The organism is Burkholderia guangdongensis (assembly GCF_013403875.1).
GTDB classification, from domain to species: Bacteria; Pseudomonadota; Gammaproteobacteria; order Burkholderiales; family Burkholderiaceae; genus Burkholderia; species Burkholderia guangdongensis.
This window is the reverse complement of the sequence record NZ_JACBNX010000007.1, coordinates 33,258-56,235: the sequence shown is the minus strand read 5'-3', so window position 1 is coordinate 56,235 and position 22,978 is coordinate 33,258. Positions and strand designations below refer to the sequence as shown.

Genomic DNA, 22,978 nt, shown 5'->3' with positions numbered 1-22,978 from the left:
TTATGACAGGGTCAGCGCGCGCGCCGGATCGAGCACGGTCAGTTCCGCCTGCAATTCGCCGATGCGGCGTGCAAGCGCCGGCTTGTCGGCATCCTTGCGGTTGCTCATCGCCTTCAGCGCGCGAACCAGTTGTTGCTTGACCTCGAATACCAGTGCCGGCTCCCAGCGCATCAGCGGCAGCGATCGGGATGACGTATCGAGCTCGGCAAGGAGCGCCAGCGCGGTATCCGGGCGGTTGGTATGATCGGCAACGCGCACCATCACGAGCCGTTGCAGGTAGCGGTGGCGGTCGGTCTTGATACCGGGCAGCACGTCGAGCCACGCGAAGGCGGCCTCGACGCCTTCGCGTGCGGCCAGATCCCGCGCCTGCGCCTCGATTTCCGGCCAGTCGCCGGCGGCGTCGCCACCGCGCTCGGCCGACACCGGCAGCGGTGCGACGGCCTCGCCGGCTTCGAGGTCGCGCACGACCGCGTACCGCGCGATCCATTCGAGCGTCGTGTCATCGGCGAATGGCGTACCGTCGTTGAACGCCAGTCGCTCGATGCCCGGCAACCGTTCGACGAGCAGCGCGAAGTCCGCGCGCAGCAGTCCGCGCCATGTCGTGTACGGCGCACCGACGTGGTCGAGGGCGACGTGCTGGAAATACTGCAGGTCGAACCACAGGTGATTGACGCCTTCCATGAACGCGCCTTCGACGCGTTCGAGCAGTTCGTGCCACTGCTTCTGAAGCACGAGCCGTTTCATCTGCTGACGCAGTTCACTTCGAGGTGGCGCGAGGCGGGTATGCGATGCTGCGTCCGCCGGCGGCACCTCATGCAGCGTATCCCAGCGGACGCTGCGCACGAGCCGCACCGACGGCAGATAGCCGTTTTCCTGATCGCGAAGCCAGACTGCCATCGTGCGCGCCTGGTCCAGCAGATCGCGCGTGGAAGCGATCGCACCGGACGCACCCGATGCCGATGCGAACGAAGAGGGCATTGCAACCTCGGGTTCGCTCCCGCAGGTCGGCTCATCTTTGCGCTCGAAACGGGAAATGAGCGGCCGCAGGTTCGGGCGAGCCGCTTCCGGCCACGCGCCGGTGACGGCCACCAGCACATCGAGCGCGGTGAGCACCCGCTCGAGATCGGCGGACGCGAACTCACCTCGGTCGTCGAGCAACTCGAGAACGCGCGAGGTCGCCAGCATTTCGAGTGCGCCCTTCTTCGCTTCGGCGCGCACGGGCAGCACCGCCTCGCCGAACCGGTCGACGAGCGCGGCCGCCAGCTCGAGTCCGTCCGCGAAGCCGGCCGGACCATCCTGACGCAGCCGGGCGAACGCGAAGTAGCCCGCCAGACGCAGATCCTTGCCGATTTCCTTGGTCAGCTGTTCGCAGAACCTGACGATCAGTCCGTCATCGATGCCGGAAAGCTTCTGCGTTTCCTCCCGAAGCGCGAAGAACACGTCCTCGTAGCCGGGATCGCGGCCGACACCGCCGTCGCCGGCAAGCGGTAACAGCCATGCATTCCACGCGTCGAGCCGTGCACGCACCAGCTGCTCGGCGTCGTCGCGCGCCGGAAAGAGGCTCTTGAACAGTCCGCCCAGCATTACTCGACCTCCGGCAATGCGCCACGCGGAAGCGGCACTGCGGCGTGCTTCGCCGCCGCGATCATCGACGCCGGCAACGGCGGCGGATTGCTGGCCGAGAGCATCGGCCCCGACCGCGCCGAACCGGTCAGGAAAATCCGCGCGGGCAGCGCGAAGTGACGCAACTGCAGCACGTCGAGCGGCCCCGCGCCCGCCTCGCTGCGCAGTTGCACCCTGAGCGGAATCTCCTGGCTCGTGTCCGGCGTCCAGGTCAGCAGATAGCGCGCGCCGTCCTGCCGCGACACCTTCGCACGCTCGAGCAGACGAATCAGGCCGAGCCGGCCCGGCGAGTCGAGCGCCGTGCGCAGGCCGCCCTGCTCGGTCCGCCACTCGATGTGCGACAGGTTTTCCAGCGACTGGCCGGGCCACTCGAACGGCATCCATTCCTGCTTCTGGTTGAAATAGTGCAGCTCGCGTCCGGACAGCACGAATTTCATGTCGGTGACGCCCGGTGTCGGCACGGCCTGCAGCTCATACCGCACGCGCGCGTCGCCGGACGGGAACAGCACCGTCGAGACGCGCGTGAGCGTGTTCAGGCTGCTCAGGAACCCCGGATCGATCGTCAGCGCGCCGTGGTCGGCGCCCTGCGCGGCTACCCACCGGTCGCCGTGCCGCTCGACGACGCCGGCGAGCTGCGTCGTGACGAACTGCGTGATCACACCGTTGTCCGGCCGCATGAAGCGCGCCATTTCCGGGAGTGAGGCGTCGTTGTCGGAGTCCGCGAACGGATAGCGGCCGCCGAACGCCTCGTTCCAGTCGGCCACGATCGCGGTGCGCCAGATCTCGTTCAGGCTCGAGGCGGCCGGCTGCACGACGACCTGCCACGCCTGGGCGAACGGCGCGCGAAACAGCTCGCCGAAGCCCGACCACTGCTCACCCAGGCTCGCGGCCAAGCGGCTCGCGTAGTCGCGGCTGTCGGCGATATCGGACGTCTTGCCCTGCAGGACCGATTGCGCCGCCAGACGCGCCATCGCGTCCGGGTCGGCGCTGGAGGCGATCTGCGACGCTTTGAGGCGCATCGCCGTGACCCGTTCGAGGTAGCGCGCGAGACTCAGATCGCCCGTGGCAGCGAGCTGCGCGGCGGCCGTGCCGTTGGCGGGGACGCCGGAGACCAGATCGCTGCCGGTCAGGCGCAGGATCGGGCCGAAGGCCGCGGCAAGCGGTGCAGACTGCGGCCGGGCCTGCTTCGACGGATCCTTCCCGCCGGCGCCGACGAGCTGCTGCGCCTTGTTGATCAGGGTGTCCGACAGCGACTGGCCGGTCGCGCCCGCGCCGGCCTGGTAGACGATCGCATTCATCAGCGCGACGAGCGGCGAGCGCTGCGGATCGCCCAGCAGCGTCAACTGGTCGGCCGTGGCCGACAGCGTCGGCGCCGGCTGCCAGCGCAGGCTGTTGAGGAACAGCGCCCAGGCACGCGCGTAATCGTCGAAGTAGCGCTGGCGCAGCTCGGCCTTCAGCGTTGACGGTGCGGTCTGCGTCGCTTTGTCATCGGACAGCACCCAGTCTCCCGCGACGTTGTGCTGCTCGCTTGCGTCGTCGATCGCCTTCGAGATGCGCTCGTCCCACGCCGCACGCGTGAACACGCCCGGCACGGCCGCGGACGTATTGAACAGGCCGCGGCTCGTCGTGTCGCCCAGCAGGGTCGCGAGCAGGACGGGCGGATACTTGGCTTTCGCGTCATCGAGAATCTGCTGATAGACCGCGTCGGTCGAGTTCTGGATGCCGCGTACGCTGATGACCGTCTGACGCGTCGAGGCAACGAGCCCGAGATCCGGGGCGATCGCCGGCAACGCACCGCGGCCCAGATGGTCCGCAAAGAAGGCGATCGTGTGCTGGCGCAGGTCTTCCCACGCGCCCGACGGCAGCGGCGAGTTGGCCGGCCGCGTGGGTGCCGCCGTTGCGACGAGTTGCGGGGTCAGGAAGGCGGCGACCGCGCGTTCGGGCCTTGCGAGCATCAGGTAGGCCTTCAGCGTGTCGTAGGCGGCCTGCACCCGCGCATTACCGCCGATGGCGATTTCGGCGTCCGACAGGGACGCGAGCTGGTGCAGACGGTCTTCGAATTTGTGGTGAATCGGATCGACGAGAATGCGGCGCACGGCGTGCGCGTAGCCTGGCCACAGCGCGGCGAGCAGCGCGCCGTCGCGGTTCAGGCCGAAGCGCGTCAGCCAGGGCGCGCCGTCGTGCTGATGGACCTCGAGCGTGTCGATCTGTTTGTCGAGACCGTCCAGCGTCAGCATGGCCTGCGTGCGGTCCTGCGTTCCCGCCAGTTTCGTGAGCGTATCCCCGGCAGTCTGGATCGTCGCACGGTTCGTGAATCCCGATACCATCGTGCCGATGATCCACAAACCGATCAGGGTCGTGGTCAGCCACGCAGCCGTCGTCGACAGCGAGAAGCCGACTCGGCGGCCATGGATCTTGCGGCTGTGCTCGGCGACCATCTGCCAGATCGTCCGGTGTTGCGGGCCGGCCGGCGGCTCGCCGTCGTTCGCGTCGGCTGGCGGCGGCGCCAGATCCCGTTCCTTGAACAGCGGTGCGAAAAGAAGCCCGTGGACTGCGTGCCGCCAGACACGGGATTGGGCAGTTTGCACGACCAGACCCGACAGCGCATGACGAAGGTTCGAAATATGCTGCGACAGCTCGGCGGGATAGCGATCGTCTGCATTTTTCGTCAGGCGCACGACACCGGCATCCGCCAGGTTGTAGGTGAGGTCTTGCAGCGACGTGTCGATCTCGTCCGCGCTGACGCGCGCGTTGGACCACGTGAAGCCGATCGCCTCGTCGGGACTCGACGCTTCGCCGCCAAAGTCGGTCACGTTGAGCAGATACGCGGGCGCGGCCCAGCGCAGGGCACGGGCATGGCGCGAGAGACGTTGAGCGAGCCCGTCGGTGTCGAATGGCGTATGGGTCGAGCTGCGGTCGCGCGTCACCGCCACAATCGCATCGACCGGGCGACGGCGGCGCAGGCGGCGGATCTGGTCGAGCCATTCGGTCTCGAGCGTGTCGCGGGTTTGCTTCGCGTACAGCAGAACGGCATGGTCAGTGATAGCGTAACCGGAATCGATGAGGCCGGGTGCCAGGCGTATTACCGTAGGCTCGTCGCCGGTCACCAGCACCCATCGCTCGCGATATTGCCAGCGCCAACCGTGACGGTCGACAAGCAACTGCTTGAGCGCCGCCGCCCGCGACCGCGCCTCGTCAGGCTCTGCGGCCATCGACGCGGAACGATCATGAGGTCCACGGTCACGTGCCCATTGCCTGACGGCTCGCCACGCAATCGCGGGACGTGAGGAGTCGCTGAAGCTGAATGCGAGTAACAGCACAACGAACACGATACACAGGATGGCAATTGCAGGCCCACGATGCGCCGCCGAGATTCCCAGCCACTGTGGCCTCGCCCAGATAATCAGGCCGGGCAGGACGACACAAACAATTGTGCCGAAAAAGTCGATCTTGAATTTCCTGTTCATGCCAAAGCGCGTATGTCATTCAGTTCGTAATCGCCTGTCGTCGCCACGGCAACAATGGTCTGTTCATCGTTACGCTGTGCGACGAGCTGAGGAGACGTCGACGTGGCTGCGTGAAGCACGGCACAAGTCGCTGCGAGCCATCCGGCCGATTGACCTGCTCGCCCAACGGTCCGGTCGAGGTCGAATTCAGGAAGTGCGTCATTTCCCGGTTTGCCGGCCGCGACATGACTCATCGCGGTATGCAGCGGTCCGACCGTTTCTCCGTCAAACCCGGTCATCCATACCGATGCCAGAGAATTGAGGGTGACGTGGCCCCAGCGAAGGGCATAGGTCAGCGCCTGGTTCAGATTCTCACTGCTTGATCGCAACGGACGGTGGAGCGAGGCAACAGGGCACAACTCGTACCGGTCTGTGAGCACGGTCGAAGCAATGAGCAAGCCGACACCGGCCTCGGCCTCGCCTCGCGGCGGGTCTTCGTCGAGCACGGCGCTGAGCGACGCGGAGATGAGCAGGACGGCGGACCGATCTAACGATGGCGCCCCGTCCCGGCCGTCGAGCCATGCATCGATGCTCATCAGATCGAGCAACGCTGGAACCCGCTGAGCGCGCGCGTCCCTAAACTCATGATTGCGCCATTGCGCTTGCCAGAGATCAACGAGGTCAGCGTCCCCTACATAGCCGGACACGTCGAGTAGAACGCGAAGCGGAACCTCAGTTGGCAGCTTAGTGAGTGACTCGGTCAGATCAACCAGCAGCTTGTCGTAAAGCCATTCGAGAATCAGCGTGTGGCGTTCGGCTTCGTCCACGGCCAGGCGTGCGTCTAGCGGCTGAAACCAGCGTGCGGCAATCGATTCATCGGCCTCATGGTCGGACGACTTGGCGTCGAGCGTTAACGTTTGATCGGCAATTTTCTCAACGCGGTTGTCGGCGTCGGCTTCCGTCACGCGTATCGCCGCCCCCAGGATGCGGAGCGGAATGCTTTCCTTCGTGAACGCCTGCTCGGCAAATTGTTTGCACGCCGCATTCCACGCGAGTACATCGAGACGACGCCCCTCGTAGACGCTGAAGACGCGCGAGACAACGAATCCAGCGATACCCGCCGGATAGACAGTGATGCAGATCCAGAACCACGGCGAGTGTGTCGATTCGCCGGCCGGCCAGAGCATGAGAACAGCAAAAATACCGATCAGCGTCAGCACCAGGAACACCGCTGTCCACACAAATCGAGACGGCGGTGTAGCGGGAACTGGATCTTCCGGTGGAAGATTGTCGAAATCAAGCGCCATCGTTCAGCGGCGTCCGCTGTTCGGGAGCGAGGAAATCAGTCGGCATCCGCATTCGCACAGATCGCCATGCTGGGCGACCTCCACACCATCGTCGAATGCGCCGGACGTGGCGGTAGCGATCCGGTTGTCCCCATGCTTCGGGCAAGTGACGGGATCGTAAAGGCGCGCAATTGTGCGCCCCATGAAAAAGCGTTTCGCTGAGCCGGCCGAGACAATGCCCCCACCAGTGTGTCCGTCACCTACTCGAATGATGCCTGCCATATTGTTTCCCGTGTTGAACTGCCACCGCGCCTTCGATGAAGGTGCGTAGTTCAGATGCGCTCAAAGACGACCCGGTATCCGGGGGGCTGGCGTCATGGCATCGCCAATCTGCCTGCTGCGCTCCGCGGCTTTTTCGTCGCGTTTGCTCCGCTTTTCCTCCTTGACGTAGTCGCTCACGCCGAACGTATCGGTTGCGCGTTTCTGGAAGTAGAGGTTCGACGACAGCAAATGGTCGTGCCAGCTCGTCAGCATCGTGTCGTGAACCAGCATATCGAACAGCGCCATGACCTTGGGCGGGAGCGGATTGGATCCGTTCATGCCCATTTTCCATGCCTCGGTGAGCGTCTCCTGATCGGGCGACATCATCATTGCCTGTATCACGCCGGCGCTGAAGTCCGGGTCCGCATCCCAAGGCAGATCACTGCTCTGAGCCATGCCCTGCATCTTGTTGGCAGACTCCCGCAAACCAGCCTGTTTGGACGCGCGGCTCATCATGTCCTGAGATTCGCGCTGGATGCGCTCCCATATTCCCTCGGAAGGGCGGCGCTTTTCGATGCCCGCGTCGCGACCGGAAGCCATCTCGGGCATGATCGAGTTCTGCCAACGTGCCTGTGCCTTGGCGAGTGTTGCACTGTCCGCAGGTGGGGTCTGATTTCTGACGGCGATGTAAGCGGCCTCGGCGTCTTTGCTTTCCTTCAACAGTGCGCGATGCTGTGCATCCAGGGTATTGAAGCGGCTTGTCACGGTTGAACGGAACTCGGGAGACCGATATCGCACCGCCATCCAGCGCAGGAACACCTGCATGTGCTCGAGGAAATTCAGTCGGGCAACGTAGGGAACGATCTCCCGATACGCTTCGATCAACTCTCCAATCTTGTACGTCGTTTTGCCGTCGGAGATCGGGTGGGCCAACGTGAATTTTTGGAAAGTATCGGGCTTAGGGACCGCCATATCTTCCATCGTGTCGAGCTTCACCCCGTGCGAGATCGCTTCATTCAACATGTCCCGCAGCACCACCCGCTGCAATTCGGCACGGGCGCCCAGCGTACCGGCCGGCGCTCCGCCGGTAATGTCCTCGCTGGTCCCCGGATAGAGGTACTGAACGCCCCGTGTTTGCTCAAGGTTGTCGAGGCGCTGGTAGAAGCGCAGTTCGTGAGCGGCGGCGAAATGCACACACCGCTCGACCGACTCCGGCACGGCGAGTTTCTGGTCGCCGTAGTTCTGCTTGAACATGTTGAGAACCGGCACCATGCCCAGCACCTTGTTCTCGTCCATCAGCGACGACACGGCATCGAGCAGGCCAAGGAACTTGATCTCGATCGGTACGGCCGTGTGGTTCGGATCCTTCGGATCGACATGGGCGAGCTTCGCTCCACTCGGATGCTTGTACTTCTCCGTCAGTTCGTTTGCCAGCGCCCGCGCAAGCACGCCACCTCGGTCAGCGCCGAAGATGGAGACCTGAATCCGCTGGATCTTCGGCATCTTCAACTTCGTGTCTTCGATGGCCTTTTCGAACTGCGTCTTCGCAGCGGCGACGCGATCCTCCACGCCGGTTCCAAACAGGCGCGCCACCGCGCGGTTGTCGCGGCACCACGGAATTGAATCGAGTGCGACGCCGACAAATACCTCCTTGGCAACATCCCAACCCACTTTCAGCGGGTTCTTTTTCGCGTCGTAAAGAATCGCGCGCGCCGCTGCCCGCCCCCGTCGCACCCAGCGATCATCGCTTTCCAATGTCAGGACGCGGCCGACATTCTTCGGCGCGGACGTGACCTTATCGACCAAGTCATTAAAGGACTTGACGACCGGACGATAGGAAAAGTCCTCAAGCCCCTTCTTCACACCATCAGTAAGAGCGCTTTCCGGTTTGACTGAAAGACGGTCGACGCCGGCCACTTTCTTCCCAATATCGACCGCCTTTTTCCCTGCAGCCTTGGTGGCCTCCTTGCCGACCTTCAGGATCGCCGACGTCACCACTCCTTCCCTAGCGTCTTTGTTCAGGTCGGTACCAAGGCCAGAGTAATAGAACGGATACCAGAACTGGTTTGGTGTTTTCTCTCGCCACTTATCTTTGTTGTCTCGATGCGCTTCCCACAGGCGGCAGATATTCGAGTATCGCGACGTTGCAGGATCATCATGATCGCGGTGACGACCAAAACCGTCGAAGAAGAAACCGATATGGACCACTGCTCCGCATGGAATGCATGTGTCGCTGGGATACGCCTTGCGGTTTTCGCCGATTGCAGCCAGCACCCCACGGGGCGTTTGGTCAGCAGGATCGAGTTGAATCGGATCAGCCATGTTCGGCTCCTATCCGCTGATGGTCAAAACGGTTACTCTTAATTTCCTGAACCACGGTATCGGGCAGTTTCCGCATCGCTGCGCCGAATGCACCGGGCGTCCCCTTCGTTTCCTGGAGGATGCGTTGCACGGCCGCATGCTCGTCAAACTCCGGGTTGATGAGCAGCGTGTAGTACACGTATTGCTCCAGGTCTGCCGAGTCAGTCAGCCGGTATTTCAGCCAGCCTTGCGCCGCGACGCGCGCGGTTCTCCTGAACGCCGCGAACTCCTCGGAAACGTCAGGGTTGGCCACCTTCCCATATTTGGTTTGGAACCAGTAATCGACCGCCGAGTAATCGATTCGGCTACCGCTCAGGTCATTCCTAAATTCAAACTCAATGTGATAATCCGGGTAGAAGTGCACGGCCAACACCACATCCCCGGCACCACCGGATACTTTCGTCTTGGGGAAATGCACCTGTGTTGTTTTGCGAATTTTCTTGATGGGCGCATAAATATTTTTGACAGCTTCATCAGCATCGTAAATTTCCCAATCGACAGTGAAGTCTGTCCCTTTCAACTTGTAGCAACAGCTGAGCCGGCCCTCGCCAGCACCGGGCATGAGATCCCCGCCACCACTGGCGGTGTTGCCGTACTTGTCGTGAATCACGAATCGGGTGAGATTGAACGGGGTGTAATTCATCCCTTCCACGCTAATTCCGCTATAGGTCGGCTCAGAGGAAAACGCGTCGCAGCCAACCAGTGCCAACACCGTTAGCAGGAGGAGTATCCGTTTGGTCACGAACATCATGTCTAGCTCGCTTGTGAATTGGGTTGTTCATGCATGCGAGAAGCTTGGTGCAGTACCTCACGATCGATACCGGTCAAGGCATCGCGGTAAGTCGTCTCACCTTGCATCGCGCGTGTTAGTCGCTCCTGGATGAGCGGGTGTTCGTCAAACCACGGCGAAATTACAAGTCCCTTGGAAACATAGTTCAAGAGATCCTCGTCGTCGGCAATGCGGTATCGTGCGGCACGTCCAAGCTGTTCAGACACGCGGTGAAACAGTGTCGTGTCCGATACGCTGTCGAGGATCGCGCCATACATTTCTCGCAACTGCATCGCCAGCTTATCGGCCCGGCCGAGCTGGAGCAGGTTCGTATGTTGTTCGACCGTCAGACATTGCTCGTCAGGGATAGCGGCAACCCCGGCAGCAGCGTCGTCTCGCCAGACGACCTCGTTCAGGTCTCGATTGCGGTACCAGGCCTCTACACACGGCGACAGGAACGCACGTGCCTGCTCCGCGGCCCAGACCGCGCGCAAGCGCTCCAGGATGCGATTGTCATAGAAGTGCAGAAAGAACGCGCGCTTGTCTTGGGTTGTGTATCTGCAGTAGTGCCGAAAGTGCGAACCCAAAGACTCCAGTGTCAGCGGTGACCAGATCCACGTCAGCATGTGCAAATCGCGTGCTTCTTTCCAGAGGCGCCTGACCAGCCGGCTCTGGAGATCGCGCGGATCGCTGAGGGAGGTCCGATCGATCTGAATCAGATACGGCGCAATATCCGTATAGGATTCAAGTACCGAGTCCTGCCAAAGAGAAACCCATGCAAGACCCGGCACCTGAAGCAAAAGCTTGTCTACGCCGGGATTGGCCCGAGAATCAACAAGGACGTAGAGTTGTACTCGCTGTTCCTCGTCGGACAGTATTTCAAACTGCGCCAGCAGACGCTCGCGCCACTGTTCCCAGGCAGACTCAACGTCCTGAGCCGAAGCCGGTCTGACCAGGTCAGGCATTACGCGACCTCCGTCATCGCTTCCACACCTCGGTGGGCATCCAGCAGGCATTCCTTGCACGGTCCAATCGGCATCGCCGGCAAGGGAATCGACAGATTGCCGGGGCCGGTCCAGTGAAAGTTACCGCACTTAAGCGTGATATCGCCCGGGCAACCCAGTTCGATGTTACCGCCGTCGATCTTGATATAGGCTCCGCCGCTGGTCAGCGTCAGCGCGCCGCGCGACGCCGCGACGATCGAGCCTTCGACACTGCGCAAGTGCATGTCCTTCGATGCCGACAGGGCCACCGCGCCCGTCCGAGCCTGGACGACAACATCCTGCTTGGCCGCAATGACCCTCACTCCTTGCGCCTGTGCGAAGAGTGACACCTGTCGACCGGCCGCGACGGTAAAGTTCCGCATGATCCCGACGTCGAAGTTTCCACCCGCAGTGGCAATGAGGTTCTGGTCGGCGTTGACCTGCAGATGCTCACCCGACGTAAGTCCGATACCAGACGGAGCACTCATGAGAATTGCGGCCCGCTTCAGACCGTCGAGTGCTTCCGCATAAAGCGCTTTCTGCTTTTTCAATTCGGCTACCGTGGCTTCCGCTGCCTGCACAGCCTTGGTCAAAGAATCCATGCGATCAATCGCCCGCTGCAACTGCTCCTGGGCCCCCTTCATGTCGAGTTGGTGGCCCGACGCGCCGATCCGGGCTTCGGTGCTGAGCAACATGCCCTTTGGCCCGCGCGCAGCCAGGTGACCGTCGGTGCGCAATTCGGCGCCTTGCCCTCGTTCCTTGCGGTTCTCATCGACCATGTGCCCGAGATTGAGCTCGCTGCCCTGAAACGGCGTCATCAGGTGGACGTGCTCGACGCCTCCCTTGTCCTCCATCCGCTGCGTATTGCCCGCAGCCGTTACGATGAGATTTCGTGTGTGATTCAGGTTGTTGACGAGGTCCGGATGCAGGCTGTCATGCATGGCCCCGATGATCACGGGCCTGTCCGGATGACCATCGGTAAAGATGATGGCGACTTCCGCCCCGTCGATCAGGGGGAAGTGGTGACCGTAGTTGTCGCCGCTGTACGGCTTTGCAAACCGCACCGGCCGGCTCGTGCCGCCCGGACTCCACTCATCGAGGTCGAACGGCAGCTTGATCACGTACCAGCCCTGCTCGGTCAAGTACGCGTATTGGTAGTCGCCCGGCGACATAATGCGTGCCGGCAGGATGCCGTCGATGGCCGGTCGCTTGATCGAGGCGATCGGCGTACGCCAGACCCGGTCCGACGGAATCCCCTCGAAGGTCACCCAATACGATTCGCCACGGCCACCACTCGATTCAACCGCGGTGACAAAGATCCCGTGCTTCGCGTCGGACGGGTTCGGGTCGACGCGCATGACCTCGCCCGCCTCCAGCCAGAACGGATTGCCGGTGCCCTCGAAGGTGATCTGGTTCGCCAGATATGCCTCGTGGCGCCGACGGGCGATCTGCTTGCCCTCCTCGGGCGTCTCGTAATGCTCCCCCCAGCAGTAGTCGACCCCGTTCGTCGACTTGTCGGCGCGCGCGGCGTTTTCCTCGACGAGGAGCGATACGCCCGCCTGACGGTGGTTGTAGTCGTGCAAGCGCACCGCTTCAGGCACGCGCCGGGTCCGCTTCTCGAGCGTCTTGATCGAATCGGTACCGGAACTCTCAAGCCCCGAGTCACGCCGGTACGGGACCGTGCGCTGCTTGCGCGCGTACGCATCGAGATCGTCGCCGAACACGATCACGGCGTGATCCTTCCTCTGCTCCCAGCGGAACCAGATGCCCTCCTGCGCACAGAGGCGCTGGATGAAGGCAAACGTTGTCTCATGATATTGAGTAACGTATTCGTGTCGCTTGTATTGGCCGCGCAACTGGAACACAAAGTCGACACCCGCCCGATAGCCATAGTGCCGCAGCGTGTCGGTGATGATCTCCTCGACCGACTGTTTCTGGAACAGCCGGCTCGTGACGCCCCGGTTCAGGTCGGCAAGTACCGGCTCGAGCCGGACCCGGTAGCGCGTCTGGTCGGCCGACGTTGCGAACTCGTCGAATGCCGTGATGATGCCGTGGATCGTGTGCGTGGGCGGCATCTTGCTGAACTTTTCCGCGTTCTCGCCAAACATCCGGCGCAGATAGTCCATGTTTGGATCAACCGGGGTAATGATGAATTTCGCGGGTCGGCCGACCACCTGGTCCATCGGGATACCGGCCGTCGGACTGGTGAACTCGATGTCGTGGTGATACAGCTCGCTCACGGCATCCCGGCCGCTGAACTTGAGCACGGAGAACGGCGCCGGATGCGGCGCGAGCTTCAACTCGTAGGCCTGGGTAGGCAGGATCGACGACATGCGGAAAACTCCGTTGAGCGAGCGAGGAAAACGAATGGCGACGCCGGGGCCTCCATGACCCCGGCGGATGCGCTGAACCGATGTCGGATCAGTTCTTCGCCTTGGGCATCTGCGACACCAGAGACAGCCCGATGTCCATCCCTTCGACCTGGAAGTGCGGAATGATGAAGAGCTTGATGCGGAAGAAGCCCGGGTTGTCTTCGATGTCCTCGACGGTCACCTTGGCGTCGCGTAGCGGGTGCGAGGCCTGCAGCTCGTCACCTGGATCCTTCATTTCGGTCACCAGAGCCTTGATCCAGCTATTCAGCTCGAGCTCGAGCAGTCGCCGGTCCTTGGTCGTGCCGATGTTCTCGCGCTGGATCAGCTTCAGGTAGTGTGCGATGCGCGACAGCAGGAAGATGTACGGCAGGCGCGCGTTGATGCGGCTATTGGCCGTCGCTTCCCTGGTTTCGTACAGCGCCGGCTTCTGTGTCGAGCTGGCCGAGAAGAAGCACGCGAAGTCGTGGTTCTTGTAGAACGACAACGGGATGAAGCCGAGATTCGCGAATTCGAATTCGCGCGTCTCCGGAATCAGCACCTCGGTCGGGATCTTCGGCTGCACGCCGGTGCCGAGGTCATACAGATGCACCGGCAGGTCCTCGACCCTGCCGCCCGCCTGCGGGCCACGGATCTGCACGCACCAGCCGTTTTGCACGAAGCTGCGCACCATGTTGGCCGCAAAGGCGAACGACGCGTTGACCCACAGGTACTTGTCGTGGTCCGGACCCTTCACCGCTTCTTCGTAGTTGAAGGCGCGCACGGGCGTCGTGTCCTTGCCGTAAGGCAGGCGACCCAGCACGCGCGGCATCGTCAGGCCGACGTAGCGCGCATCGTCCGTGTCGCGGAAGCTCTTCCATTTGATGTATTCGGCGCGGTCGAAGTAGTTGCCGATGTCCTGGATCGCGGCGACTTCCTCCATCGAGTGCTTGCCGAAGAACGCGGCGCCCACCGAACCGATGAACGGCATGTGCGCGGCGGCCGCGACCTTCGAGATGTTGCGCAACAACGCGACGTCGTGCGGCGAATTCGCGAATTCGAAGTCGCTGATCATTGCGCTGATCGGCTGACCGCCTGGCGTGTCGTACTCCTCGATGTACGTGAGGCGGTACAGCCCGCTCTGGATCAGCTCGGGCGAATCCTCGAAGTCGCGCTGCAGCGCGTCTTTCGACACGTCGAGCACCTCGATCCTCGCGTTCTTGCGGAAGTCCGTGCGCGAGACAAGCATCTTCAGACCGCGCCAACGGCCTTCGAGCGCCTGAAACTCCGGCGTGTGCATGACGGCGTCGAGCTGACGGCTGATCTGCCGGTCGAGCTGGCCGATATGGAAGTCGAGCAGCGACTTGTCCAGGCGGTCGACCGGTTTGCTTTCCTTCGCGATCAGGTTGAGCAGCGCGTCCATGCCACGGGCGACGCGTTCGTCGGCCGATGCCTCCGACAGCGTATCGTTATCGCGAAACGCTGCAAGTGGCCGCGCCTCGGCGACCGGCTTCAGGTTGATCTTGTTGCACAGCGCGGCGTAGACGCTTTCGTTCTCGAGCACAACGGTCTCGGCTGCGCCCTGACGGGATTCGTTCTGTTTCATTTCTTATCCTGTCTGCGTTTGTAACGCTATCTGGTTGCGGAATGCGGTAAAGGCACGCTCGGGCCCGCCGCGCTCAGGCGTGGCCTTCCTGCTGCGTCGCCGCGGTGGCGATCTGCGCCAGTTCGCCGCGCAGCTTGTCGGACAGGCGCTTATCCTTCAGAACCTTCTCGAACTCACGGCGGAACGTGCCGTTGTCGAGCAGGTTGCTCTTCAAATCGCGCATCAGATTGCGCATCGCCAGCATCGCCTGCAGTTCCGGAATCTGGCGGGCGACCTGTTCCGGCTCGAAGTCCTTCATCGAGCGGAACGAGAGGTTCACCGGCAGCTCCGAGCCATCGCCCGCCAGCATATTTTCCGCGGCGACCTTCAGATCGGGCGCATAGTCCGCCAGGACCGCATCGAAGTTGTTCTTGTCGATGTTGATCTTCTTGCGCTCGGCCAGCGGCGCCTGTTCCCGGCCCGCGCTGAAGTCGCCCGCAACGAGCAGCTTCAACGGCAGTTCGACCTTCTTCTGGGCGCCACCCGTATGCAGATCCAGCGTGATCGAAACGCGACTTTTCGGAATTTCTCTCTGAAAGCTATCCATTCGTAATCCTTTTTTTAAAGCCAATCACGGAGCACGCGCACAACGCATCCGGCACGATTCCAACCCATTCGACACATTGCGCATGTGGGCGAAACACATGATTCGCAGCGCATCCCGATCGATATTTCATCGGGTGGCCTCCGTTCGTACGGCGAAAGCGAACGGCACTTATACATGGTAAACCCGACACTCGTCAAAGCGTGTTGCACATCCGAATCACATTAGAAAGTTAATCAAATGTTAAATTTCATAATTATTTATTTTGAGATTTGCTGTCTTCTTATTTCTACTTTTACACGCTTTGTCGTCACGTAGCAGGAGATCTTGCCTTGAGATCATCTCCAACCCCGTCCCTTAGGTACTGTCGGCGGGGTTGATGTGCGACTTCTCCGCTATCTCGAAAATCCTCCCCACGCCACAATCTCAACAATCCAAATATCAAGAAATTCGTCAATATAAATTTGATATCAACATCCATTATTAATATTTAATTTAGCAATCCAAATTACTTTTTTATTGCGCCGACCGATGAATATCGTGTATAGGTTTACGACCTTGCACCGATAACGAACAAACAGACCACACTTATGCGGATCGACAAACCGCTGTTCCACGAGGGGCTCATCCTGACGCAGCAGCATTTCCAGCAGCAGCAGCGCTGGGGCGAATTTGCGCTACATCAACTCGCCTCGGCGGCACTCGCTCAGCCGTGGGGCACACTTGGCGTTGAGATCGACGAGGAAGCACTGGTAACGGGACGCTTGAAGCTCACCCGACTCAAGTTGCGATTTCCGGACGGCACCCCGATCGATACGTCCATCGCCGATGCGCTGCCGCCCGCTCGCGATCTGACGCAAGGCGTGCCGGCCGATCGGCAGAGCGTCGTCGTGCTCGCCGCGCTCGCGCTGCCGGATGCCAACGGCAACAACTGCCGCTTCGACGAGGCCACGCGTGCGCGCCCTCGCCGCTCATACCGCGAATTCGTTACGGTTACGGACCTGAACGGAACCGGCGAGACCGAGATCGCGGCCGAACGCCACGCGGTGCGACTGCTGCTCGACTTCGAGTCGCATGCGGACGACACGGACTGCGTGATCGCACGGCTCACCCGTGCGACCAGCGGCCAGTTCCAGATCGATCACCGGTTCGTGCCGCCGTGCCTGACGCTTGGCAGCCACCCACTCCACCTTGAGCGGATCAATCGCCTGGCCGACATCCTGCATGCAAAGAGCCTCGCGCTCGGCGCGTGCCGCAGCGAGCGCATCGAGCGGGTCGTCGAATACGGTGTGGCCGACGTGCAGCTGTTTTGGCTGCTTCACTGCATCCATGCGGCGTGGCCGCAACTGCGACTGTTTGCCACGCACCCGAGCCGTTCGCCGGAGCATCTGTACGCCACGCTCGCGCAGTTGGCCAGCGCGCTAATGACCTTCTCGACTGCCGCGCAGCTCACGGACATTCCAGCCTACGACCATGGTCGAGCCGACGAGGTGTTCGCGAAACTCGAGTCGACGATCCGCGATCTGCTCGACGCGATCATTCCATCGCGGGTCGTGTCGATCGGCCTCACGCGCCAGACGCCGACAACGTGGACCGGGCAGTTCCTCGACACCCGTATCGTCGACGATGCGGTCGACTGGTACCTGTCGGTCAATGCGCCGATGTCCGCCTTCGAGCTCGTCGAGCAGTTCCCCAAGCTCTGCAAGATCGGCGCGCCGGACGACGTCGAGCACATCGTCAATTCCGCGCTGCCAGGCATTCCGCTCAATGCGGTGCAGCGCGTGCCGGCCGCGATTCCGGTGCGGCTCGACAACCAGTATTTCGCGCTCGATTCGAACGATCCGGCGCACGCCCGGATGCTCGCCTCGCGCGCCTGTCAGATCTACCTGCCGGCGTCAGTGCCCGACGCATCGCTCGAACTCTACGCGGTGCTGCGCGCATGAACGCCGTGACTCCCAACCGACACGAAGCTGCCCTCTTGCAGGGGGCGACGGGCGCCGGCCGCGTATCTGGCGACGGTATTCGCGACCTGCTGAGCAACACGGCGCTGCTCGTCACGACGCTTGCGCCGGGTGGGCAGACGCGTGATGCGGGCGCATTGCGCAAGCACTGCCGGCAGCTCATCGACAGTTTCTCGCTCGCGCTGGAGCGACGGGGTTATCCGGAAGACGTGCGCAACGAGGCGCTGGTCGCACAGTGCGGCCTGCTGGACGAAACGGCGCTGCGGTATCTGCCGACTGACAGCCGGTCCGGATGGGCCCTGAAGCCGTTGCAGGTCGAGCAATTCAACCTGCACGACGCCGGCGAGCGCGTGTTCGACCGGCTCGAAGCACGCATGCGTGAGACGCCGCCGCAGGTCGACCTGCTCGAGTGCTATTCGGCCGTCCTCGGGTGCGGCTTCGTCGGCCGATACGCCCGTTACGCGCGCGAGGGCGAAGCGAAGCGCGCCGCACTGATCCGCTCGCTGGATGCCCAGTTGGACAGGCTGCGTCCGTCGCGGGAGCAGCCGTTCAACGCCGATCGTGCCGAACGTCGGCTTTCCGACTGGTTTTATCGTCTTTCGCCTTGGGCGATCGCAGGTATCGGCTGCGTTGCCGCAGCGATCGTATGGGGTGCCTGGGCCGCTGGGCTCGACATGCAGGTCGAGCATCTCGTGCCGGCAAAGGTCGTTCAACCGTGAAGTCCGACGTCCCCGTCCTTTCTACTGCGTCAGCGCCGATGCCCGATCATGCTCACGAGGCGTTGGGCCACCCATATCCCGTCATGACCGTGTTCGCGACCGCGCTGGCGCTCGCGGTGATCTGGCTCGTGCTGCCGTTCGGCCGTGTCGCGGTCTGGACGCTCACGGCGAGCGTCGGAATCGTGGCCATCGCGCTCGTCGGGTGGCGCACTCGCCAACTTTTCCGCGCGCGTGAGCAGAGCGCGCACGCGCTGACTGCACTGGGCGCGGCGACGGCCGACATCCCCGTGAAGCTGCGCACGCGAATGCCGCTCGTGCTGGTAACCGGCGACGGCCTGTCTGCGCTGTTCGACCGGGCTGGGGAAGTACGGCATGCGCACGTCGGCGACGGCGGGATCTGGCTGCGCGTCGATCGGGTACAGGATCTGCCGCGACTCGCCGTGGCGGTCACGCAGTGGCACGATGGACGTGCGCCGGACGGCGTCGTGCTAACGGTCGCGCCCGCCCTGCACACGGGAACGGACATGCTGACGCAGCAACTGCGCTTCGTGCGACAGGCGGTCGCCGATGGCGCCCGCCTGCTTGGCGCGCGACTGCCGGGGTATGTCGCGGTCTACCAGCGGCTCACGACCGGCCCTGTCGGTCTCGCCGTGCCGCAATGGTACGGCGTGTCCTCCGCGACTCGCCTGGCAGACGCTGACCGTTTCAAACCGATGATCCGTGCTGCCCAGAACGAGGTGCAGCGCGCGGCCGGGGATCAGATCACGGCGGTCCGTGCCGCGGCCCTCGCGTCGATCATCGGATGGACGCAGCGGGTCGTGCTCGGCGCGCTCTCGGACCGGCGGCATCCGGCTACGCCCTGGGCGCTGTTCGGCACCGGCTGGATCGATTGCGGCCCCGCGAGCGGATCAGGAAGCCCGTGGGAGCGTGATGTCGAGATGCAGACCCGAGTGATGCGCGCGGATGCCAGCGCCTCGCCGTTGCCGTGGCCGCTGCCACAGCCGTTGATCGAAGCGATGCCCCGCCGGCACTGGATGTCCGCGCGCCGGACTGCCCTTGCCCATGCTCTGGCCTTGCTGGCCTGTGCGGCCGCCGTTGCATTCTGGGGCGCCGCGAAGAACAACGAGGCGCTGCTCACGCGTATCGGCGCGGATCTCAGCCGCTACTCGATGATCCCCGCCGCGCACGATGCCGCCAAGCGCGACGCGTTGCAGGCGCTCGTCGCCGATCGCGACCAGCTCGACCGGTATGCGCGCACGGGTGTTCCGCTGCGCCTGTCGTTCGGCATGTACCGGGGCGTGCGGCTGATGCCGGCGCTCAACGACGCGATTGCGTCCTATGTGCCGCCGCCCCTACCGCCCGCGGTCGTCACGCTCGACAGCATGTCGCTGTTCGACAGCGGCCGCGCGCAGCTGAAGCCCGGCTCGACGCGTGCGATGGTCGATGCGCTCGACATGATCAACGCGCATCCGGACAAGCGGATTCTCGTCGCGGGATACACCGACAACGTCGGCCATCCCGATAGCAACCTCGCGCTTTCGACGGCGCGCGCGGAAGCCGTGCGCGACTGGCTGATCGAGGCGTCCGGTATGCCGGCGACGCGGTTTGCGATTCAGGGATACGGCGATACCCGGGCGATCGCGCGTAACGACACACCCGACGGGCGCGCCAGAAACCGGCGAGTGGAGATCACGCTGGTTCCTGACGCGAGGAAGTAACGAACGGTTTTAACCCCCGAAGCCATCCGCTTCGGGATTCTGAAGCTCGGCGGCTGGCTCCGGGCGATTGTCGTAGTACGAAAATGGAGTGAAAGATGGCCATTCCGGCTTACATGTGGCTCAAGGACGATGGCGGCGCCGACATCAAGGGTTCGGTGACCGTTCAGGGCCGTGAAGGCAGCGTCGAGCTCGTCGAATTCGGTCACGGCGTGCACATCCCGACCGATGGCAACACCGGCAAGCTGACCGGCACGCGCATTCACAAGCCGATCACGCTGACGAAGGAAACCGATGCATCGACGCCGTACCTCTATAAAGCGGTAACGACCGGCCAGACCCTCAAGTGCGTCGAAATCAAGTGGTACAAGATCGACGACGCGGGCAAGGAAAAGGAATACTTCAACACGCGGCTCGACAACGTCAAGATTGTCGCGGTGAATCCGGTGATGCACGACATCAAGAATCCGGACTACGAGAAGCACAACCATCTCGAGAACATCGAACTGCGCTACGAGACGATCACCTGGTCCTACAAGGACGGCAACATCATCCACAAGGATACGTGGAACGAGCGCTCGTGATATCCAGACCACTCCATCATGACTCTTCGAAACACCACCCACCTGCTCCGTCGGCTCGATCCGCACTGCGCGAAAACGCTCGAGGCGGCCGCGAGCCTATGCCACGGACGACTTTCGGACGAGATCACCGTCGAGCACTGGCTGTTGAAGCTGATCGAAGCGGGCGACGGCGATATTCCGGCGATCCTGCGGCACTACGGGATCGACGTCGACGCGGCCTGGGATGCGCTGATCGCCGTGATCGAGCACCTGCCCCGCAATCTGCGCGGCAAGCCGGCTCTCTCGCCACAACTGGCGACCGTGCTTCAGGATGCGTGGTTTCGCGCGTCGCCGGACGGGAAGGACGCGTCCATCCGGTCGGGCAATCTGTTGCAGGCAATCGTCGATGCTCCGCACGTGCTGCGCGCGCAGCATGCATGGTCGCTGCTGTCGATCAGCAGCGCACAGATCGAGCGGCTCCTGCCGCGTCTCGCTCATCGCTCCTGCGAAAACGCCTCCGAAGAACCCGAAGCGGATGCCGGCAAGTCAGTCGTGTTGACGCCGGGCGATGCGCCGGCGGCCGCGCCCACGGCTTTGGAATCGCAAGCGCCCCGACGGACGACCGCGGGCGACGCGCTGGCCCCCTTCGCGATCGATCTGACCGACAAGGCCCGTCGTGGCGACATCGATCCTGTGTTCGGCCGCGATCGCGAGATCCAGCAGATGGTCGACGTGCTCGCCCGGCGGCGCAAGAACAATCCGATCCTGGTTGGCGAGCCCGGTGTCGGCAAAACCGCGCTCGTCGAGGGTCTCGCGCTGCGCGTCGCCGAACGGAGCGTGCCGAATGTGATTCGCGATGTGCGCATCCTCACGCTGGACCTGGGTTTGCTGCAGGCCGGCGCCGGCGTCAAGGGCGAATTCGAGCAGCGCCTGAAGAACGTCATCGACGAGGTACAGGCTTCGCCCGTGCCGATCCTGCTGTTCATCGACGAAGCCCACACGCTGATCGGCGCGGGCAACACCGCCGGTGGCGCCGACGCCGCCAACCTGCTCAAGCCCGCGCTCGCGCGCGGCGAGTTGCGCACGATCGCGGCCACTACCTGGTCCGAGTACAAGGAATTCTTCGAGCGCGACGCCGCGCTCGAGCGCCGCTTCCAGATCATCAAGGTCGACGAGCCCGACGACGACGCGGCGTGCCTGATGTTGCGCGGGCTCAAGAGCCGGTATGCGACATACCACGACGTCCACATCCGGGACGAGGCGCTCGTCGCCGCCGTCAGGCTCTCGCGCCGCTATATTCCCGCACGGCAGTTGCCGGACAAGGCGGTCGACCTGATCGACACGGCCGCGGCACGCGTGCGCATGGGCCTGGAATCGCCGCCGGCGGAGCTGCAGCGCGCCCGGGCCGAGGTCTGCGCGCTGGAACTGGAGGTCGAAACGCTTGAAGACGATCAGCAAGCCGGTATCGAGGACGCAGCAGCGCGCCGTGCCGAACTTGACGCAGCGCTCGCGAACGCGAAGGCAGCGCTGGCCGATCTGCGGACGCGCTACGAGCATGAACTCAAGCTCGTTCAGGCGCTGCATGAACAACGCTGCATCGATCCATCCGCGCGCGACGACGCCTCGCTGGCGCGCGCGCGCCACGCGCTCGCCAGCGCGCAGGGCAAGACGCCGCTGATCTTCGCCGACGTCGATGCACAAGCGGTCGCGCGCGTGGTTGCCGAGTGGACCGGCGTGCCGGTCGGCAATCTGGTTGAGGATGAACTGCAGAGCTTGCTCGCACTCGAAGCCCGGCTCGCCACGCGCGTGGTCGCACAGGACGATGCGCTCGCTTCGCTCGCCGAGAGTCTGCGCACCGCGAAGGCCGGTCTGAAGAACGAGCATGCACCGCTCGGCGTCTTCCTGCTCGCGGGACCATCGGGGGTCGGCAAGACCGAAACCGCGCTGGCGCTGGCCGACCTGCTTTTCGGCGGTGAAGCCGCGCTCACGACGATCAACATGTCGGAGTATCAGGAAGCGCACACGGTCTCACAATTGAAGGGGTCGCCGCCAGGCTACGTCGGCTACGGCCGCGGCGGCATCCTGACCGAAGCCGTGCGGCAACGACCGTACGGCGTCGTGCTGCTCGACGAAGTCGAAAAGGCGCACCGCGACGTACTCGACCTGTTCTATCAGGTGTTCGACCGCGGGATGATGCGCGACGGCGAGGGGCGCAAGATCGATTTCCGCCATTGCGTGATCCTGATGACGTCCAACCTCGGTAGCGTCCGGATCGACGAAGCGACGGCCAACGATGCCGAAATGTCGCAAGCCGACCTGCTCCGGGCCATTCATCCGCAACTGGTGTCGCACTTCCAGCCTGCCCTGCTCGCGCGCTTCCGGACGCTGGTCTACCGGCCGCTCGACGCAACCGCGCTGGCGTCGATCGTGCGTCTCAAGCTCGCGAAGGTCGCTGACCGCCTGCGCAGGCAGCATGACGTCGAGCTCACATGCGACGACTCGCTGATCGGCGCGATGGCCGAGCTTTGCCTCGCCCGCGAATCCGGCGCACGCAATGTCGATGCGTTCCTCGATCAGCGTATCCTGCCCACCGTGTCCCGCGAACTGCTGGCGCGCATGGCGGCCGGCCACGCACCGGCCAGGATCTCGCTCGCGAGTTCCGCCGAAGGCAACCTGACGATCGACTTCGTCGATCGCGACGAGGCGGTCGCCGGCAATCAGGCGCCTGCGCCAATCACCGCGTAACTGGAGCGA

15 protein-coding genes are annotated in these 22,978 nt (G+C 63.2%); 5 read left to right on the top strand and 10 right to left on the bottom strand.

The window, feature by feature from the left end; genetic code table 11:
- The 10 genes from tssA to tssB all read right to left on the bottom strand — a co-directional run bounded on the left by tssA (position 1) and on the right by tssB (position 15,269).
- Entirely contained in the window at positions 1 to 1,584 is a 1,584-nt protein-coding gene (tssA, locus tag HZI36_RS08765; protein ID WP_179402255.1) for a type VI secretion system protein TssA, read from the bottom strand.
- Positions 1,584 to 5,090 (bottom strand): ImcF-related family protein, encoded by a 3,507-nt coding sequence (locus HZI36_RS08760; RefSeq protein WP_179402254.1) that lies wholly within the window; start codon positions 5,088 to 5,090, stop codon positions 1,584 to 1,586. Before HZI36_RS08760 ends, tssA begins: the two co-directional genes overlap by 1 nt.
- Complete coding sequence (locus HZI36_RS08755; RefSeq protein WP_179402253.1) at positions 5,087 to 6,376, bottom strand: hypothetical protein; 1,290 nt, start codon at positions 6,374 to 6,376, stop codon at positions 5,087 to 5,089. Before HZI36_RS08755 ends, HZI36_RS08760 begins: the two co-directional genes overlap by 4 nt.
- Positions 6,377 to 6,379: 3 nt before the next feature.
- Positions 6,380 to 6,637: a PAAR domain-containing protein gene (locus HZI36_RS08750; protein ID WP_179402252.1), complete on the bottom strand. Its 258-nt coding sequence runs from the start codon at positions 6,635 to 6,637 to the stop codon at positions 6,380 to 6,382.
- 60 nt (positions 6,638 to 6,697) lie between these two features.
- Positions 6,698 to 8,938 (bottom strand): DUF2235 domain-containing protein, encoded by a 2,241-nt coding sequence (locus tag HZI36_RS08745; protein ID WP_179402251.1) that lies wholly within the window; start codon positions 8,936 to 8,938, stop codon positions 6,698 to 6,700.
- Positions 8,931 to 9,728: a DUF3304 domain-containing protein gene (locus tag HZI36_RS08740; protein ID WP_179402250.1), complete on the bottom strand. Its 798-nt coding sequence runs from the start codon at positions 9,726 to 9,728 to the stop codon at positions 8,931 to 8,933. The genes HZI36_RS08745 and HZI36_RS08740 overlap by 8 nt, the downstream gene beginning before the upstream one ends.
- Positions 9,729 to 9,730: 2 nt before the next feature.
- The gene (locus HZI36_RS08735) at positions 9,731 to 10,711 is read right to left on the bottom strand and encodes a DUF4123 domain-containing protein (RefSeq protein WP_179402249.1); all 981 of its coding nucleotides are present in this window, start codon (positions 10,709 to 10,711) and stop codon (positions 9,731 to 9,733) included.
- Positions 10,711 to 13,062 carry a type VI secretion system Vgr family protein gene (locus HZI36_RS08730; protein ID WP_179402248.1) on the bottom strand — a complete coding sequence of 784 codons (2,352 nt, stop codon included), beginning with the start codon at positions 13,060 to 13,062 and terminating at the stop codon, positions 10,711 to 10,713. Before HZI36_RS08730 ends, HZI36_RS08735 begins: the two co-directional genes overlap by 1 nt.
- Positions 13,063 to 13,150: 88 nt before the next feature.
- Entirely contained in the window at positions 13,151 to 14,683 is a 1,533-nt protein-coding gene (gene tssC, locus HZI36_RS08725) for a type VI secretion system contractile sheath large subunit (RefSeq protein WP_179402247.1), read from the bottom strand.
- Between the two features lie 73 nt (positions 14,684 to 14,756).
- Positions 14,757 to 15,269: a type VI secretion system contractile sheath small subunit gene (gene tssB, locus HZI36_RS08720; RefSeq protein WP_179402246.1), complete on the bottom strand. Its 513-nt coding sequence runs from the start codon at positions 15,267 to 15,269 to the stop codon at positions 14,757 to 14,759.
- Between the two features lie 587 nt (positions 15,270 to 15,856).
- Between tssB and tssK the strand changes: the two genes are divergently transcribed.
- The 5 genes from tssK to tssH all read left to right on the top strand — a co-directional run bounded on the left by tssK (position 15,857) and on the right by tssH (position 22,969).
- Entirely contained in the window at positions 15,857 to 17,209 is a 1,353-nt protein-coding gene (tssK, locus tag HZI36_RS08715; protein WP_179402245.1) for a type VI secretion system baseplate subunit TssK, read from the top strand.
- Positions 17,206 to 17,946, top strand: a complete 741-nt coding sequence (locus HZI36_RS08710; RefSeq protein WP_179402244.1) for a DotU family type IV/VI secretion system protein — start codon at positions 17,206 to 17,208, stop codon at positions 17,944 to 17,946. The genes tssK and HZI36_RS08710 overlap by 4 nt, the downstream gene beginning before the upstream one ends.
- A 38-nt stretch (positions 17,947 to 17,984) precedes the next feature.
- Complete coding sequence (locus HZI36_RS08705; RefSeq protein ID WP_425485209.1) at positions 17,985 to 19,664, top strand: OmpA family protein; 1,680 nt, start codon at positions 17,985 to 17,987, stop codon at positions 19,662 to 19,664.
- A gap of 95 nt (positions 19,665 to 19,759) precedes the next feature.
- A complete protein-coding gene (locus tag HZI36_RS08700; protein WP_179402242.1) occupies positions 19,760 to 20,245 on the top strand; it encodes an Hcp family type VI secretion system effector in 486 nt (161 codons plus the stop codon).
- Positions 20,246 to 20,263: 18 nt separating this feature from the next.
- Positions 20,264 to 22,969, top strand: a complete 2,706-nt coding sequence (tssH, locus tag HZI36_RS08695) for a type VI secretion system ATPase TssH (RefSeq protein WP_179402241.1) — start codon at positions 20,264 to 20,266, stop codon at positions 22,967 to 22,969.
- The last annotated feature ends 9 nt before the right edge of the window (positions 22,970 to 22,978 follow it).